We start from the raw sequence: 17,056 nt of genomic DNA on the forward strand, positions 1-17,056 counted from the left end.
TTATTACAACAGATTTATTGCAATTAATTTATTGTAAGAAACGATAGAGATAAAATTATGAACAACACACTATTCACCTCACTACATCAACAAGCGACACCACTACTACTTTGCAATGTTTGGGATGTTGCCAGTGCCAAAACTGCCGAAAAACTTGGCTTTAATGCTATTGGCACCTCAAGTGCAGCAATAGCGAGTATGCTTGGTTATGCCGATGGTGAGCATATGGCCTTTGAAGAATTACTGTTTATCGTTAAGCGTATTGCTGCTTGCAGTGAATTACCTCTTAGTGTTGATATTGAAGCGGGTTTTAGTGACAACCCGCAAATAACCGCGGGTTATATTAAAGCACTGGCAGAAGTAGGTGTTGTTGGTATTAATATCGAAGACAGCAAAGTAAGTAAAACCAATGAAGAGCGAACATTAATTAATGAAAATAACTTTGCCACTTATCTTGCTGAGATAACTAGCCAGTTACTAAAAGACAATATTGCCATCTTTATCAATGTCAGAACTGATACTTTTTTACTTGGAATAGCTAATGTGGTTGAAGCAACACAAAAGCGTGCTAAGTTATATCAAGCTGCCGGCGCTGATGGTTTATTTGTACCCGGTATTGTGCAAACTGAAGCGATTGAAACTGTGGTTAATAGCACTAGCTTGCCAGTGAATGTTATGTGCATGCCAGATTTAGCTAATTTCTCTACCTTAAAATCACTGGGTGTTAAGCGCATTAGCATGGGGAACTTCCTCTTTGATGCTTTGCAAGATGACTTAACTACAAGGTTGAGCAATATTGTGCAAGCTAACTCATTCCAGCCCATGTTTAAAGCCATAGCTTAAACCAGTGCTCAAATCATTGCTTAAATAAGTGTTTTAGCAAGTGCTTTAGTCAGGGGTCTATAGCTACCTAAATCTTTAGCCTTACTCATTACCCTTATTAATGTCAGGTTAAAGTAGTCGACTAAAAAGTTAATTTATACCAGTTTCATTAAGTTTGTGATTTTGTTGCGCATAGGAAAAATAAATCATGGCAAGGCGCTCGATTGAGTAATAGCTCGCTATTGGGATTGAGAGTAACGCGGAAATGGCTTATTTTAACCAGCACAAGTGAGCAATAATTTAATGAAATTGGTATTAGTTATTGTAGTCAATTGCTTATCGCATTATCTTAACCGGAGTGGATAGTTTAAAAACTCAAGTACAAATTCAAATGAAAATTACAGGATGTAATAATGAATGAAGAAGTTAAAGCGTTAAGATCAGAGTTAGCGCTTGTTAAACTTCAATTTAGTCAACGACTTGGTGCGGTTGAAAACCGCTTGAATAACTTGCTGGCTCAAGGTGAGCAGCAAGCTGAGCTACAACACCATCAAGAAGTTACTCAAGTTGAAGAGAGTAGTTCAGGACCAGAGACTGATGTGTTTACTCAGCTTTCTTCCTCCAGAAAATCTGTCTCTAGAGAAACTGACGCTAAAGCAACTCCTTCGGAAACGAATATTGCTGAGGAATACAGTCCGTCAGGCAAACAAGCTAAAACATCACTCTTTAGCCTACCTTCATTTTTCACGCTATTTTTTCAAACTATATTATCTTCTTTATTCGACTGGTTCTCACCGGTTACTCAAGTTTATCAGTCCTATAAAGCTCGAGGCATGTTAGGAATATTCATCCTCACTATGGTCGGCATCGGCTTAACACTTGCGGGCTTTGGTTATTTAATGCAGTTGCTTATTGATCAGTTAGGCGCGGGCTATAAATCGCTACTAATGTGCATTGCCGCAATATTGGTGATGGGGTTAGGCATAGGCCTAAAAATAAATACCCGTTTTAGTGAGTTTGCCACAGCCATTGTTACCTTAGGCATATTACTTTCTTATAGTACTGTTTATTTTTCCGGTAGTGTTTATGGACTAATACCCAATGTCGCGGTGTTGATTTTATACCTAGCAATCGCCTTGCTTTGTCACACACTGGCATTGTGGCTAGATACCAAAGTTGTCGCTGCTTTAGGTGTAATAGGTATTGCCACTATGCCGATGCTGTCAAATGTCGTTAATATCGAACCATTTTACTATTTATTATCTCTCGCCTTTGTTGTTGGTAGCAGTTTAATTCTATCTTATAAACACGTTGGGCCTTGGCTTGCCCACTTAAGCTTAGCTTTTACATTTGTCTCTATTGAGTGGCTTCTGGAAGTAGATAGTATTCATATTTCAGCTTGGTTGATTAATCTCTTTTATCTACTGTTTTTTGCTTATGCCTCTGTTTCCTTGCTTAAAAAAAGCGCATCAAGCCGTCAGAGCTTAATTTTCCTAGCCGCGACAGTTGGCACTACCACACTAATATTTCTGCAAGCATCAGAGCTATTTACCATCCAAATAAGCGTTAGCTTTGCGGTTAATACTTTGATTGCGATAACGGCAAGTGTCATCTTTTATAAAATAAAACGTGAGTTAACACATTTTTTTATCTTGCTTGCCGCTTTATGGGGCGTGCTTACTGTAGTAAGTGCCATTAGTGATGCTTATTGGGGAATAGCTTGGGCAGTAGAAGGAATATTATTGCTGGCGATTGGTCGTCGATATAACTTTTCAACATCCTTAAACCAAGGACAAATATTAACGGCAGTAGCACTTTTATATTCATTGTCTGCGCTAGCAATATATTTCCCACTACCTGCACTTAAATCGGTAGATGGCTGGGTGTTATCACTGATGATTGTCGCAATTATTGCTATCTGGCAAAGATTGATCAACAACAGCACTGTATTTGATTTGCTTACGAAAAATAGAGTTAAGCCTTTTTTACAATTGCTAGAAGCTGTTTTCTTAACTACTTTGCTTATTGTCAGTGCTGATATCTGGTTAGGTAACTGGACAGGAGCCATAGTCATTTTTGTGCAGCTGGCATTATTATTTAGAGCGAGAAGCTGCCAGCAAGTAGCAATAGAAATATTTGCGGCAATACTTATTATAGTGCCACTATTTTATGTCTATGAAGGGGCATTGATGGTTGATAGCTATCGCTTTATCATGCTGCCACTCTTTGCAAAAGTAGCCTTAGTTTCGGCCTTTATTCAACTTTGGTTATGGTCCGCTTTCTATAGAAAATATCAAGTAGATAGCGCAATGATAAAGCTTGCCGAGGGCATAAGAGTTCTGTTCTATATGTTCATTCCTATTTGTTGGGTTGGCTCGGTTATTCGCCGTTTTGAAGAAGAATCATTGATGTTTTTATGGCTTTCACCATTAATCGCTTTATTGTTAGCCCGCAAGGTAAATCACCCCTTACTAGTTAAAGAGACCCAAGTATTAACTGGGCTGGCTAGTGTGGCTTTTGTTATTGCTATTGGCGAGTTATCGTTAATAAATAGTATTGTTGTGTTACTTGGTTTTTCGAGTTATTACGCTTTGGCCTATTTATTAAACCGAAAAGGCTCTGCTCATCTATACCAATTCATTTGTAGTTGGGGAATATTAACCCTTGGTTTTGCTATCCCTAACCTTATTGGCTCGCAAGCAGACAGCCTTTTCTACGGGATAATTATTGCGGCAATATATTGGGGCGCTGCATTTAATAGCTTAAACCTATCTGAACACTTAAAAAGAAATGAATTTTTTGTCATAACAGTTAATTTGCTTTTGCTTATTGGCGCTTGGCTGCTTATATTACCCCAGTCAAGTTATGTAATAGTGCCGGTAATATTCATCATTGCCTGCTTGTATCAAAAAGAGTACAAATTTAGCCACAATAAATTGGGCAAAAAGTTACAGCTCAATGGCGATTTGTTTTTACACTCTATCGCCGCTATTACCTATGTAATCTTGTTATATTCCTTTGAAATGTATCGGGTTGAGTTATTAATTGCTCCGGCATTAGCGGTTCATGGCGCTATGATTTTATTCCTAAAAGATAGACGTATAACCACGGTGAAATATAGTTTCGCTTTGATATTATTAGGCATAGTTAAACTGGCGATGATTGACGCTGCCAATGCCTTGCTATGGCAAAAAGTTATCTTATTTATGGGCATTGGTATATTTATTTTGTTGGCATCATTTTGGTATCAAAAGTTGGCCAATAGAGTCGAGCCATCAACAAGTTAGTTGCGGTTTACCGTTAAAATAAGGCGATTAAATTTTGGACTCTTTATAGCAAAAACTGTCATTAGCTGTATTTAAATAAATGTGGCTATATGGCATTTCAAATATGTCTAATAACGCGAACACTTAGTATTAATTATCTATTTTGTCTATGTTATAAATAACAATTCAATTTCACATTATGCAAAATCAACGGAAGGCTTAAAGGAATATGAGACGAACTTCATCAATCTTAAAAAAACATAGGTACGGGGAACGTGTTTATTTACCTAGTGATGCACGTGATAATCAGTATATTTTAGCTGAAATACCCTTAACGGATAATTTAATTAATCTAGTGTGTGGTGGTATCGATGAAACGTCAGTTAAGCCATATCAAAAGTTCTATCAAAGCTTGTCACACAAAATATTTGAGATCGTTGAAGAACATGGTCTATCGCATGTTAATTTTGTTGCCAATAACCGTTTAGTTAGGGTGCGCTATAGTGGCGAACAGCAAGTTTTACACACAGAACAGCAATCTTTTTTCTTCTACTGTCCTGAGCACAATAGTACTTTCAAAGGCTATTTTGATGGCGCAATTAGAGCCAGAAAAATTAAAATATTGTTTTTAGCGACCGGGCAGGAGCTTAGAGTTAATTCAGGTAAATTCCATAGTAAGGTTTACCAAGCGATTAAAGATATTTCAAAGTCTATTGGTTTAGCTGATAATGAGATTAAATTGCGCGATCATCAACATTTAACCTTTGATGTTTTTGCCAAAGACAAAGGTGCAACTAATACCATCAGTCACACCTTTAGAGAAATTGCCGATCGTTATGAAAGTCAGGGTCAGAGTATTAGCAATGATCACACTTCGGTTACTTACGTAGTTGCCAGTATTCCAATGGCACGTCGCTTATTAAAAGGTGCGGAAATTGATTATTTATCGGATGAGCCATTTACTAAACTTTATAAAAAAATAGAAAATGCTTTTAACAAGTCTTGCCAGGCCAATAAAATTGACCAAGCTGCATTGCTTGCCAATGGTGTATCGCCATTTGTTCGTTATGATGAAAATGAAGTAGCAAATGTTTCTGGTGAGTTAATCTATATCGGTGTCAATCCAAATAACGCTGAGACACGTTTTTGCGTGCATTGGGAAGCTGATACATTAGTTGATACGCTACGCTTTGTATTTTTTGCTGATAAGAGTGATGAAACACACCACAACTATGGCAAGTTTGTTAATCAAGCCATTGCAGCGGTGAGAGCATTTTCTGATGAAGTAGATTGGAAAAAAGAAAGTGATGACATTATTGTTCGTGTACACCAACATATTATGTTGAATGTGTAAGCGCTAATCAGTTTAGTTTATTTTAAAATCCTGCAATATCATGCAGGATTTTTTTTGTTAAAAATAATACTTAACAGACTAGTTATGTGTTTTATCAGTCAGCTAGCTCATACCTTTTGGCTTTTTTCGACGAATATAAAGAGTACGATTTAGTTTGGCCACAATATCTCCTTGTTCATCTTTTACATACACGGGAATTTGAGGTAAGTATTTTTCACCATTTGCCGTATTAGTAATAATATCGTCAATGAGTTGTTGATTAATGGCAAAATCGGCAATGACCTTACCTTTACCTGGCTTGATAAAATCAATGTCAGCTGACTTATCCCAAACCAAGTACTGGTCTCCTAACTGTGCCATGATCATCAACATATAAAAAGGGTCGGTCATTGCGAATAAAGAACCACCAAAATGGCTGCCTACGGCATTTTTATTCCACGGACGTAAGCTTAATTCTACACGTGCCGTTTTAAAATCAGTTGATATATGTTTTATGCGAATCCCAGCAAAAAATAACGGTGGCCAAGCATTCATAATAAGGCGAAATAGCCAAGATTTTTTAAACAATATATTCATTTAGAGTCACTTTATAAAATTATATTACATTGGATTTAAGGATAACACCCAGCTCATTGTACCAGTTGGTAAGCAGTAATATAAACCTTATAACTTTCAAAATCTAGCTAGCGCGTTGATAGTTAGATATCTAACCGGTTTACCTTGGTCTGGTTATAGTGATAACTTTATCTATTTTCTTTATAGCTTATGGAACAAATAGGGTGCTAATATCTTAGCTATTAATAAGTTGTTTCTGCATTCTTGTAGACTAATATTAATAGAGTCGTCATTAAGGAAATGCTGGAATTCAGCAAAGTAGTCTGTTCAGTAATACTGCTGTCTGCCTGGCAATGCATTGAAAACCTTAAGCGTAATCGTTTATCTGTACTTCCACACGGGGAAGTACAATAAGTTAATTTTCCTTACCTTAAGCAACTCTTGCAACATACCGAGCGGTTGGTTATGATTTAATAGAATGAATAAATTGAGAAGTAACCATGAGTGATGCAGAGCAAACCCGCCAAAATATATTAACCGTGGCCGCCGATGAAATTCATCAGCATGGTTTTAAAGCGACTAGCTTGTCGGTTATTCTTAATCGCTGCGAAATATCAAAAGGCGCGCTATATCACCACTTCACCAGTAAAATTGAGCTGGGTTACGCCGTTTTCGAAGAAATTTATACACCAATGTTTTTAGATCTCTGGCAGTCAGCTTTGGCTGTTGAAGACCCTGTTGAAGGTTTATGTACTTTTTTTACCTCAATGACAGATCAAATGTCTTGTAGTGAAGTTGTTTGTGGCTGTCCGCTCAACAACCTCTGTGAAGAAATGGCCAATGTTGATGAGGGCTTCCGATTACGTATTTTGTCTATGCAAGAACAGTTAAATCAGTCGATTGTTGATGCTCTTGAGAAAATCAATGATGATTTACGCGACGGTTTAGCGCTGAGCCAAGTGAGTTATTTTATTGTCGCGACTCTAAATGGTGCGACCACCTTAAGTAAAAGCTCACGCAATAAAGAGTTGTTCCAGCAAGTAATTGCTGAGTTATGCCTTTATATTCGAGCGTTAAAAAAATAGATCCGCTTATTGCGATGTTATTGCTAATCCCCAGTTAACTCACCTTTCTTTATTTTATAGCGCTTAGGTGAAGATGTAGTAACTAAGTTAACAGCGGGCTTAATTTATCTGATATAATTCTGCGCTTATTCCCATTTACACTTTCGTAAACAGTTTTGTTCTTTATATTAGCTTTTACAAACCGATCGGTCGGTGCTATTATCTCGCTATAAAATTATCATACCGCTCGGTCGGTATGTTTTAACCTATTTCGTAGTACATATTTTATATTCAAGGATTTCTTACCATGCGAGCATTGATAGCAAAAAGCATTTTGGCTTTTTTTTTATCTTCGACTATTGCTACTGAGTTAATGGCAGCATCGTCTGCTGTAACAGCATCAGCTAACTCAGTACCTTTGGCAACAGTACCTTCAGCACCCTCTTATCTAGATAATGCTTCACCTTATGTAGTATTAAAAACAGCGGGGACTAACTTATTTTCACGTATATCGGCTAATCAACAAGCCATTGCTAAATTTCCACATTTAATGCGCGACATTGTTGAAGAAGAGCTAATGCCCGCAATAGATTATCGCTATGCTTCCTATCGTATTTTGGGTAAACACTTGAAAAAAGTATCAAAACAGCAGCGTGCTGATTTTGTTGAAGCGATGCGCCATTACTTGGTAAGAACTTACTCTATTGCTTTAGCTAAGTATAAAAACCAGCAAGTGATTTTTGAGCCTGAAAAACCAACTAAAGGTAAAAGAATCATCGGTATTAAAACTCAAATTATTGAGCAAGGTGCACCAACCATTAATATCGTTTTTCAAATGCGACAAAATAAAAAAACCAAGCAATGGAAAGCGTTTGATATCACGATAGAGGGCATTTCATTATTAAGCACCAAACAAGCAGAGCTTAATAAAAAAATAGCTAAGCAGGGCATAGATCACGTTACTTTAGAATTAGCGGCCTTAGCCAAATAATTTTAATTCACTTAATATAATTTAACCTTTTTACGAATGGAGTTTGTTTTGTTGCAAATATTTAAAATGCTGGTATTACCTTTTATCATTATTTCACTGCTATCGGCAGGTGTTATTACCACCATTAATATCGATTATTTTGTCTTAGAAAATAATTTGTCTGAACGTTCACTGACTGAGCTATTTCAGCAACTGTTATTGCTAGCGAGTGTAGGTATCTTTATTTGGTCAGCAACTAAAGTAGCGGAATCACGGACATTGTTTATCTTAGTGGCTGGATTTTTTGGCTGTATGTTCTTACGCGAACTCGATTTTTACTTTGACATGATAGTGCACGGTTTTTGGTTGTACCCAACTCTCTTGTTAGCTAGCTCGGTAATCATTTATAGCGTTAGGCATAGTGACTATCTAGTTAGCTCTGTTCGTTCATTTAGTCAAACTAATGCCTATTTCAATATTTTAGTTGGTTTAGTTATTATCATGATTTTTAGCCGGTTATTTGGTTCAGGTACGCTTTGGAAGGAAGTAATGAATGAAGATTACCACCATATTTATAAAACTATCATTCAAGAAGGTTTAGAGTTATTTGGCTATGTCTTTGTTTTTATTGGCTCCTTTCACCAGCTAAGAGCAGTAAAGAGCCAAGTAGGTGGTAAGGCACAAATGAAGTTATCAGCGGTATAGCTATTCTTTACCTAGTAAATATGCAGGAAATTGAGCATCATATAGAGTACTTTAGTTTATTACCCAGTTATATGCGCTTTTTTAGCGACTTAATTCTGCTTATTTATCTAGTAAAACTCAAATGAATCTAATTAATAAAAAGTCATTATTGCTTACCGAAGCCGTTAATCTCCTGCTCAACAAAAGTGATGTGCCGGCAACGCTTACCATAGAACAATGTGCAGCAGCGCTAGCGATGAGTATGACTTCTTTTCGGCGTAAACTTGGCCAAGAAGAAACTACTTTTAAACTCATTCAGCATAAATTTTTGAATGAGCTGTGTGTGCATGCCTTATTAACCAAAAATGTCAGTGTTAGTACGTTAGTCTTGAAATTGGGGTATTCGGAGCGAGCCACCTTTGAGCGCGCTTTTCGCAGTAAGTTTGGCATAAGTCCGGCGCAGTTCCGTGAACTATCCCTTGTTGGTAATAACAAAGATAATCCGCAGAACTTAAGCACTATCGCGAAAAATATGCCGCCATTGCCAGATAGCTGTCAGCAGTTACTGAAGGAAAAAGATAAGGACAGTTTTGACTTGCAACGCGTGATAGATATTGTCGCTAACGATGCTATTTTCACCGGACGGTTAATGGGGCTTGCCAGCAAAGCTATTTACGGGAAAACCCCGAACAATATTCAAGAAGCAATTAGCCGAAATTTAGGCATAAATGCCGTGGTTAATTTAGCGGTTATTTATTCAGTTAAAGATGCGTTAGCCGTACATGTGGATCAAAAGGTTATTAACCAATGTACTCATGCTTTTGTGACCGCGCCTAAATTTTTCCAATTAATGCGTAAATCAGCGGGTATTGACGTTAAGTTTGATATTGCCCTTATTGAACAAGTGCTGGTATTTGCCTTACTCGGCATATTATTATTGTGCCATAAAGAGGCGGTTAAGCACCAACTCATCTTGCATTCATTACAAGGAATTGATGATTTACCTTCATTAAATCATCACACTTTAGAAGTAATGGGTATTAGTATTTATGGCGCATCAGGCTTAATGCTGTCTTTATGGCATATCGATGCCAGTGTGATCAAACAACTAAATCATTTAGATAAAGTCGGTAAGCAAGAAACAAAAGCGAGCAGACAAGATGAATTGCTATTGTTTATGTTGTCTTGTTTATATGCGCTAGCAACCGGGCGTAAAGATCACAGTGAATTAGAGCAAAAAGCGGAACTGTTAAATCTAGATGGTTTTGCTGAGGTTAAGGCGCAATTATTCAGTGGTACTGAATAATTGCGGGGAGCTAGTTTACCGGTAACTTGTTAGCACTATGTATTAATGAAAATGGGAACTTCCTCAGCCACTCTTATAAAAGAGGGGGGCTGACCGAGGAAGTTAATTCTACTATCTTACATTCATACTACTACGCCGATACGATCACGCACTATAAGACGTGCCAATTGAGAACTATCCCCTACGGAAAGTAGATCGCTTACTCTACAGTAATGTCTCTTATTATTAATGCTTAAAGACTTGTGACCGATACCGATTCGTAAGCCTGTGGTATTACCTATATTCTCTATGTTATCCAAAGTAGGTAGCTCTACCCACGTATGAGCCTGTAGCTCTATGCCTTGCGTAAAACGGTATACTTTAAACTTACCCGATTTCATAATTTTATTTAAAATTCCGGATGCTTTACGTCTGTACTTACTTTCTGACATTTACATTTCCTTAGTTTTAATTTAAATCTATACTTTTAGATGTGTTTGTACCGGACACCTTTAAAGGGCGCGCATTTATTTTTTACTTACCAATTAGCTACTCATTAACTAGGCAATATATGCGAAATATTAGCTATGGGCCTGATATAGATTAGCTTGTGCTATTTTGATTTTTTATGCTGACGGCGTACTAATAATGCCAAGCCAAACATTGAAAGTGCAAACACTGAAGGCTCAGGGATATCTGTTGTTGGACCATCACTGACTTGTATCAAAGAAACATTATCAAGTAAGCCACCTAGACCATTTTGCTTACCAAAAGCGCCAAAGCTTAAATCCATTGTTTCAGACTGTGCTGTTAATAGTATTGATTGTACTGTCCAGCCTTTGTTCTTTTTACTTATGCTATTAATAGCAAAGTCAGCAGTCATCGCTAAGTTAAAGTCTATTGCTGCATCGTACCAAAAGACATTGATACCGTTGTCATTACGCTTATTTGTACGAGGTTTGTAAGAAAACTCTAATAAATAATCAGCGCCTATGGTGAGTGAATTCAGTGTTTGGGTCATCACTGAATTTGATGAACCTCTAGAGTGAGAGTCTAGCTCCACATGGTTGCTACCATCTTTAGATTTAGTGACAACGTTTTTCTGTAATTCGATACCTTTACCAGCCGTTGTTACCCAACCTGGAAGGGTATAAAAAACATCCCAGCCACGATTTTTGTTAGCAAAGTCTTGTAAATCAGTTTGATGAACAAGTCCTTGAGAATCCGAGTTATCAGCAAAGGTTAATTCTTCAAAACTGCCATTGGTGATCAAGGACGCACTAGCTATTGAGCTAGCAAGCAGCAGGGAAATAGATAAAATGGTCTTACTCAGAGTTTTTAACATTTGAAAATCATGTAAATAGCATTAAGTTGGCGCTAGTATAGAGACTAAGGCGTTTTCAACATATGGCTAAAGTGTCCAACTTTATCATGTAGGCCAGAGTTATCACTGGTTATAACGAGTTATTTGTTTTTATTTAGCACATGCTTTCAACTGGTTTTAATAGCAGTTAAGTAGCAATCAGGCCGTTTTTAACCTTTAATTTTATTCACATCTCATTATAAAGGCGTTATATGAGCACAAAGTTATATTATCTCCATGATCCAATGTGCAGCTGGTGTTGGGGTTATCGTCCTGTTTGGGATGCCTTACAACAAAAGTTACCGGCTACTATCGAAGTGGAGTACGCTGCCGGCGGCTTAGCGCCAGATAGCAATATTTCAATGCCAATAGCGCAGCAACAGATGATCCAAAATCATTGGCGTACTATTGAAGTTAAACTAGGCACAAAGTTTAATCATGCTTTTTGGACGGAAAATACACCAAGGCGCTCAACCTATAATGCTTGTCGAGCGGCAATTGCCGCCCATAAGCAAGGTTTTCAAAACGCTATGATAGATGCTATTCAGCAAGGCTATTATTTACGCGCTTTAAATCCTTCAAATGTTGATGTATTGATTGGCTTAGCAAAAGAGTTGATTCAGCAGCAAGCAAAGCTTGGCTTAGCTATCGAGCAATTTACCAATGATCTTAGCTCTGCAGAAACTGAGCAAGAATTAGTACGACAAACTAGTTTAGCGAGACAGTTAAGCCAACAGGGCTTTCCTGCTTTAGTGCTTGAGCACGATGGCATACGCCAACAAATCCCTGTGGATTACAGTGATTATCGGCTAACCTTGGCTGATATTATTGATAAGCTGAATTAGCTATTTAATAGTTAGGGTAATTGCTGGGATAGTGATATTTCGGCAAGTAAAAAAGCGATGTTAAACACCGCTTTTTTCTTGTTTTTTCTAGTAATCATTCAGTTAAAGCTTTGACCGAGGCAACAGCTACATCTGCCAAGCATAGCTAAATTTGGTAAAGACAGAGCGCTCATCTCGTGTCAGTTGAGCTAAGCTATCATCTTGATAGCCACCATCCGAGTAGCCCAGGAAGAATAATGTTTGCGGGTTGATTTTATAAGAATAAATCAGCTGGCTCGAGAAAAACCTATCTTGTGCATCGGGCAAGTCCTCAGGGTCTTCCTCAGTATATAAAGCCACATCTCGGGTAATATCTGTGTATTGCACCACAAGTTTAAGTTTACTGCGCATACTAAACTGATAACTGAGTCTTATGTCTGATTGGTGCGCGGTAAATAAGCGGCCATCATTAACATCCAGGTGCGAGTAGTTATAATCAATACTGGCGTTAATATGTCGATTTACATCCCATTGGATAAAAGCTTCGATGTAAACCACATCACCTAATTGCGCATTGGAAAAGTCAATTTGTGTACCAAGCTTGAAAAAGGTGCCTATATTGATATTTGCTACCGGCCTAATTTCAACAAAGGTTTTAAATTGTGTTTCTTTAAAGTATTGCTCTTCATACAACCTTTCCCTGTGCACTACGCCAAAGTTAGTATAAAACTGTTTTTGCCCTTGTAAGTTGCCATGAATTTCATATTCTTCTTCGAGCACTTTACCGTCTTGGTCGTAGGTTTTATCCCAATCACCAAAATAACCCCATTGCGTTAAGGTATCATCACTTTCACCGTAATATGTACGGCGGCCACCTAAAACGACGCGTTCGATATTACTGCGTGATTGAAAACCTAAATCGGCACGGAAATCTTCACTAATATTGGTGTAGCCTGCTTTTAAATTATAATCTCGGGTTCCTCGAGAATAATCCACCCTAAAAGCTGTACCGGTTTGTTTCTCACTAACATCAAACTCTGCCATTACGTCAGTAGTGTTTTTAGTATCAGATTGGGCAACTTGATACTGAATGCTATCATTCTGACTGAGCCAGTAGGTGCCATCAAATGAGGCTAGCGTATTGTGATAATTGTCAGATTGTCGGTGCGTCATTAATGCACCAACATTGTTACGCTCACCAACATCCATTTTATAACGTGCTATGGCAACATTAGATTTTTCATCTAAAGTCGCAATATCTGAGCCTTGATTGCCAGGCATTAAAAAGGAAGTATTACTGTCATCAGCTAACATTAAACCATAACTGTGCTCACCTGTTTTACCGGTTAACTTTAAACCCACATCAGGATCGGCAATATTACGGGTGTGGACAAAATTAAAGCTAGTAGTATCAAAATATGAGGCACCATCTAAAAAGAAAGGTCTTTTTTCGGGGTAAAATAATGAGTAGGTATTGTTAACATCTAACTGACCGGCATCGGCTTCTACTTGGGAGAAATCAGGGTTTACCGTGGCATTTAGCACTATGTCTTGGGTTAAGCCCCAACGAACATCTAAGCCAGGTTCTACCTCAATATCGCCATTTTTCCATTCTCCAGGCAAGTCTGGTTTTTCATCTTTTCGTGATACCGTTAATGTTGGTGTTAATTGAAAATTCTTACCCTGTTTTATTTCTTCAAAACCAACCAATTGATGAAACTGACAAAGATTACATTTGATATCACGATCAAAGATATTGGTGGCCATTTGTATTTTGACATCACGGGGGTAATTTCGCAAACCGGTAATGTTCCATACCAGCTTTTCATCCGAGTCGGGAAAGCGCAGTGCACTAAAAGGAATGCTCATTTCAACCACATAACCAAAGTCAGTAATTTGTCCGGCACTGTTCCATATTGCATCCCACGAATCATCTTCATCCCAGCCGTCAGTATCATCCATACGAACATCAGCTTGTGCTCCTAAGGGGTTAACAAAAAACTCATAACCGCTGCGTTCATCGTTAAAGGTATCGACGATAATGGCGACGTTATCATCAGCCCATAAACTATCTCTGTCTCTTAAAGACGCTCTGATTTTTTCTGGGTTTGGATCATAGGCGATAAAGGCAACGTTAAAAGAGCTGCCGTTTTCATAGAAGAATACCTCTGTTTTCACTGGCGATGGCGTACCATCACCTGGGCTCTTTTCATATTTCAATTCCATTTTTGTGGCCGTCTGCCACACGGCTTCATCCATGCGGCCATCAACCTTAATAACGGCTTTATTGTGGGTTAATTGAAAATGGTTTCGCTCTCCTTGTTTGGCCGCAAGGTTCAAGGGTAGGGAGGCAATAACAAGAAGTAATAGAGTGTGAGTAAGCTTTTGGCTATTTTTTATCAAGAACATAGAGACTTATTAATAACTTATAAATTATTTTTATTATTGTAATTGTCGCTCGAAAGTTAGAAAAGGTTTGTTAATAGATGTAACAAAAAGTAACCGGAAGAGTTTTTTCTAGGCAGGTGTTTACTGTATATACAACAAGGCTAAGACTTGTATAGTAGTCTTGTGGTGCTATTTATTTTTTATAGTCGCTATTTTGTGCAAAACAACCGCTAAAAACAGGCTGATTTCCTACCTTTTAATAGGCTGGTATTAAAAGAGTGAGTCGTTATTTTACTATTCTGTATAATAACTTAGTGCACTTGGCTTGTTTAAGTACTGTTTAAATGATTTTTTGAGTAAATGATCAAATAGTTATTGAATCTAACTTTTAGTGCGCTTGGTTAAAGGCCTACTAAATAAACCTTCTACTTGTGACCAAAACTGGCTTGATACTTTACTGATGACGTTTGACTCAGCATTGATGAGTATGGCAAAGCCTAAGTCTAAATCAGGTGAGTAACCTATTTCAGCACGAAACCCTGCGACCCAACCTGAATGGTAAATTATTTTTCGGTTTTTAAATTGGTAAATTCGCCACCCATAGCCATAATGTGCATCGGTTAAATATTCACGCCAATAGCGCCGGCGTAGATCTTTTTGAGTTCTTATCCTCGGCGTGGTTACTTCTGTTAACAGTGCAGGAGTTAATACCTCAGGCTTATGCCCTAAATTGGCAATTAACCATTTCGCTAAGTCGCTAATACTGGCATTAACACCAGCGGCAGGGGCTACCTTATAATAATCATCTTCAACTTTTACCGTGCGCCAAACATATTTTCTAATGTCGCGACCTTGTGACTCCTTTTTTCCGGTCTTGACTCTTTTTCGCAGAATATGCGGCTTGGCAGTATTTATCTGTTCTTTATATACATCAATACCAACCGAGGCGTTGGTCATATTAAGTGGGGTAAATACCTTGTCTTGTAATAAAGTGGCATAGCTTTTATCTTGGCTAGCTTCAATGGCAGGTTGTAACATACCGTAGGCTATATTTTGGTAGCCATAGCATTTCTGTGGCTGACAAATTGGCGTTATGCGGTCAAATCGGCCGATAATTTTGTCCATATCCCAGTTTTCATGCAGCAGGTTATCAAAGGCGTTTGGCATTAAGCCACTTGAATGACTTAACAGGTGTTTGAGCTGTATTCTTTGTGCTGCGCCATCTGCGGCTAAAACAAAGTTAGGTACATATTTGGTAATAGGGTCTGAGAGACTTAATTTATTTTCCTGCGCAAGCATGGTGGTAATGGTTGCCGCGAAGGTTTTAGATACCGAGGCTAAACGAAAAACAGTGTTGTTATCAACCGGATGAGATTTAGCTTTATCGGTATAACCAAAGTTTTCTAGGGCAACAATTTTATTGTTTTGCACAATGGCATAAGCGCCACCAGGAATACTATAGTGCTTTAATTGTTTAGCGAAAATATCGGAAAATTGCTTATTAAACTGACTAATATTATTGGCGGATGTCAGCGAAGAGAAAAAAACTGCCAATAAGATGCCGCTTACTCGAGAAAACATAACAAGGTCTCAGTTTGAAAGGTCGCTAATTCTATAGATTAAATGAGTAAATAAAAAGCCTTTAATTTTATCACTAAGCTTAGCGAGGTCAGTACAATAACATGACCAATGACGGTAACTCCGTTATAATCAGTGTATTCAGATAATTACCAGTAATGAGCTTATGAGCGATAACAATGAAACTTTAGCAGTCTTTTTGGCTGAAACTAAACCGACACAAGTACTTTGGGCACTTCAAGACAAAACCAGTGAAGACTGGGTAGTGCTTGATTCGCCTAGTTTTGAAAACACTGATGTGATGCCACTTTGGTCAAGTAGCGATTTAGCTCAACAACATTGTATTGATGAATGGCAAGATTATGTGCCTTGTGAAATCAGCTTGGCAGATTGGTTTGAATTTTGGTTAGAAGACTTAAATGAAGATGGCGTTATTGTTGGTATTAACTGGCAAGGTAATGATGAGTGTGTCGAAATGGAATTAAGTGACTTTACCCAAGCCCTTGCTGCAGTAGAGTCATTAAAATAACTAAGCTTGTCTGCATGAAATAACCAATATAAATAAGATAAGTAAAGTAAAAAGTATCCGCAGTATAACCTTACTGCTGATGTTTTTTTGTTTTTATCGCCAAATTTATCTTAGGATCTGTTGAACTTTCGAGATGAATTTTACAGCAGTTAGTTTGAGATGTAGGCAAGGCAAGTCGCATGAAGTGTAGCCAGCTACATTAATGTGCGATAACGCAGTATACATTTCAAACAAACGCTGCCCTATGGGGTAATTTAAAGCAGCTTTACTCATTGTTGCTCGTTTTTTACATAGAATAACTATGCTACAAAACTCGCGTCGCGATTAAAGACACTTTAAATTGAAGTAATTTTAACCCTGAAAGATCAACAGAC

At 37.8% G+C, this 17,056-nt stretch carries 14 protein-coding genes; 9 read left to right on the forward strand and 5 right to left on the reverse strand.

What is annotated here, in order from left to right; translation table 11 throughout:
• Positions 1-57 precede the first annotated feature (57 nt).
• The 3 genes from HRT50_RS09265 (at position 58) to HRT50_RS09275 (ending at position 5,442) form a co-directional block, all read left to right on the forward strand.
• Positions 58-843 (forward strand): isocitrate lyase/phosphoenolpyruvate mutase family protein, encoded by a 786-nt coding sequence (locus HRT50_RS09265; protein ID WP_291613706.1) that lies wholly within the window; start codon positions 58-60, stop codon positions 841-843.
• Positions 844-1,235: 392 nt separating this feature from the next.
• Complete coding sequence (locus HRT50_RS09270) at positions 1,236-4,109, forward strand: DUF2339 domain-containing protein (RefSeq protein ID WP_291613708.1); 2,874 nt, start codon at positions 1,236-1,238, stop codon at positions 4,107-4,109.
• Positions 4,110-4,317: 208 nt separating this feature from the next.
• Positions 4,318-5,442, forward strand: coding sequence for a DUF3083 family protein (locus tag HRT50_RS09275; protein ID WP_291613710.1), 1,125 nt, complete (start codon positions 4,318-4,320; stop codon positions 5,440-5,442).
• A 102-nt stretch (positions 5,443-5,544) separates the two neighbouring features.
• On the opposite strand, the gene HRT50_RS09280 is transcribed toward HRT50_RS09275, so the two are convergent.
• Positions 5,545-6,018 carry a DUF4442 domain-containing protein gene (locus HRT50_RS09280; protein WP_291613712.1) on the reverse strand — a complete coding sequence of 158 codons (474 nt, stop codon included), beginning with the start codon at positions 6,016-6,018 and terminating at the stop codon, positions 5,545-5,547.
• A 479-nt stretch (positions 6,019-6,497) separates the two neighbouring features.
• Here HRT50_RS09280 and HRT50_RS09285 point away from each other — a divergent pair, with 479 nt between their 5' ends.
• The 4 genes from HRT50_RS09285 to HRT50_RS09300 all read left to right on the forward strand — a co-directional run bounded on the left by HRT50_RS09285 (position 6,498) and on the right by HRT50_RS09300 (position 10,021).
• Positions 6,498-7,082 (forward strand): TetR/AcrR family transcriptional regulator, encoded by a 585-nt coding sequence (locus tag HRT50_RS09285; protein WP_291613714.1) that lies wholly within the window; start codon positions 6,498-6,500, stop codon positions 7,080-7,082.
• 286 nt (positions 7,083-7,368) lie between these two features.
• Complete coding sequence (locus HRT50_RS09290; RefSeq protein WP_291613716.1) at positions 7,369-8,052, forward strand: phospholipid-binding protein MlaC; 684 nt, start codon at positions 7,369-7,371, stop codon at positions 8,050-8,052.
• A gap of 48 nt (positions 8,053-8,100) precedes the next feature.
• Complete coding sequence (locus HRT50_RS09295; protein ID WP_291613718.1) at positions 8,101-8,736, forward strand: hypothetical protein; 636 nt, start codon at positions 8,101-8,103, stop codon at positions 8,734-8,736.
• Between the two features lie 121 nt (positions 8,737-8,857).
• Positions 8,858-10,021: an HDOD domain-containing protein gene (locus HRT50_RS09300; RefSeq protein ID WP_291613720.1), complete on the forward strand. Its 1,164-nt coding sequence runs from the start codon at positions 8,858-8,860 to the stop codon at positions 10,019-10,021.
• A 122-nt stretch (positions 10,022-10,143) separates the two neighbouring features.
• Here the strand turns inward: HRT50_RS09300 and HRT50_RS09305 are convergent, their stop codons facing one another.
• Together HRT50_RS09305 and HRT50_RS09310 are read right to left on the reverse strand one after the other, a co-directional pair.
• Positions 10,144-10,452 (reverse strand): hypothetical protein, encoded by a 309-nt coding sequence (locus tag HRT50_RS09305; RefSeq protein ID WP_291613722.1) that lies wholly within the window; start codon positions 10,450-10,452, stop codon positions 10,144-10,146.
• Between the two features lie 161 nt (positions 10,453-10,613).
• The gene (locus tag HRT50_RS09310; RefSeq protein ID WP_291613724.1) at positions 10,614-11,345 is read right to left on the reverse strand and encodes a DUF642 domain-containing protein; all 732 of its coding nucleotides are present in this window, start codon (positions 11,343-11,345) and stop codon (positions 10,614-10,616) included.
• Positions 11,346-11,575: 230 nt separating this feature from the next.
• Here HRT50_RS09310 and HRT50_RS09315 point away from each other — a divergent pair, with 230 nt between their 5' ends.
• On the forward strand, positions 11,576-12,208 hold the full coding sequence (locus HRT50_RS09315; RefSeq protein ID WP_291613726.1) for a DsbA family protein: 633 nt from the start codon (positions 11,576-11,578) through the stop codon (positions 12,206-12,208).
• Between the two features lie 126 nt (positions 12,209-12,334).
• Here the strand turns inward: HRT50_RS09315 and HRT50_RS09320 are convergent, their stop codons facing one another.
• Both HRT50_RS09320 and HRT50_RS09325 read right to left on the reverse strand, forming a co-directional pair.
• On the reverse strand, positions 12,335-14,596 hold the full coding sequence (locus HRT50_RS09320; RefSeq protein WP_291613728.1) for a DUF5916 domain-containing protein: 2,262 nt from the start codon (positions 14,594-14,596) through the stop codon (positions 12,335-12,337).
• A gap of 360 nt (positions 14,597-14,956) precedes the next feature.
• A complete protein-coding gene (locus tag HRT50_RS09325; protein WP_291613730.1) occupies positions 14,957-16,156 on the reverse strand; it encodes a serine hydrolase in 1,200 nt (399 codons plus the stop codon).
• A 163-nt stretch (positions 16,157-16,319) separates the two neighbouring features.
• Here HRT50_RS09325 and HRT50_RS09330 point away from each other — a divergent pair, with 163 nt between their 5' ends.
• Entirely contained in the window at positions 16,320-16,682 is a 363-nt protein-coding gene (locus HRT50_RS09330) for a DUF2750 domain-containing protein (RefSeq protein WP_291613732.1), read from the forward strand.
• Positions 16,683-17,056 lie beyond the last annotated feature (374 nt).

It is taken from the genome of Colwellia sp. (genome assembly GCF_013215345.1).
Classification (GTDB): domain Bacteria; phylum Pseudomonadota; class Gammaproteobacteria; order Enterobacterales; family Alteromonadaceae; genus Colwellia.

Excerpts from the sequence above, each read along its gene's own strand:
- HRT50_RS09265 (WP_291613706.1), top strand. The coding sequence starts at position 58 with ATGAACAACACACTATTCACCTCACTACATCAACAAGCGACACCACTA.
- HRT50_RS09270 (WP_291613708.1), top strand. The coding sequence starts at position 1,236 with ATGAATGAAGAAGTTAAAGCGTTAAGATCAGAGTTAGCGCTTGTTAAA.
- HRT50_RS09275 (WP_291613710.1), top strand. The coding sequence starts at position 4,318 with ATGAGACGAACTTCATCAATCTTAAAAAAACATAGGTACGGGGAACGT.
- HRT50_RS09280 (WP_291613712.1), bottom strand. The coding sequence starts at position 6,018 with ATGAATATATTGTTTAAAAAATCTTGGCTATTTCGCCTTATTATGAAT.
- HRT50_RS09285 (WP_291613714.1), top strand. The coding sequence starts at position 6,498 with ATGAGTGATGCAGAGCAAACCCGCCAAAATATATTAACCGTGGCCGCC.
- HRT50_RS09290 (WP_291613716.1), top strand. The coding sequence starts at position 7,369 with ATGCGAGCATTGATAGCAAAAAGCATTTTGGCTTTTTTTTTATCTTCG.
- HRT50_RS09300 (WP_291613720.1), top strand. The coding sequence starts at position 8,858 with ATGAATCTAATTAATAAAAAGTCATTATTGCTTACCGAAGCCGTTAAT.
- HRT50_RS09305 (WP_291613722.1), bottom strand. The coding sequence starts at position 10,452 with ATGTCAGAAAGTAAGTACAGACGTAAAGCATCCGGAATTTTAAATAAA.
- HRT50_RS09310 (WP_291613724.1), bottom strand. The coding sequence starts at position 11,345 with ATGTTAAAAACTCTGAGTAAGACCATTTTATCTATTTCCCTGCTGCTT.
- HRT50_RS09315 (WP_291613726.1), top strand. The coding sequence starts at position 11,576 with ATGAGCACAAAGTTATATTATCTCCATGATCCAATGTGCAGCTGGTGT.
- HRT50_RS09320 (WP_291613728.1), bottom strand. The coding sequence starts at position 14,596 with ATGTTCTTGATAAAAAATAGCCAAAAGCTTACTCACACTCTATTACTT.
- HRT50_RS09325 (WP_291613730.1), bottom strand. The coding sequence starts at position 16,156 with ATGTTTTCTCGAGTAAGCGGCATCTTATTGGCAGTTTTTTTCTCTTCG.
- HRT50_RS09330 (WP_291613732.1), top strand. The coding sequence starts at position 16,320 with ATGAGCGATAACAATGAAACTTTAGCAGTCTTTTTGGCTGAAACTAAA.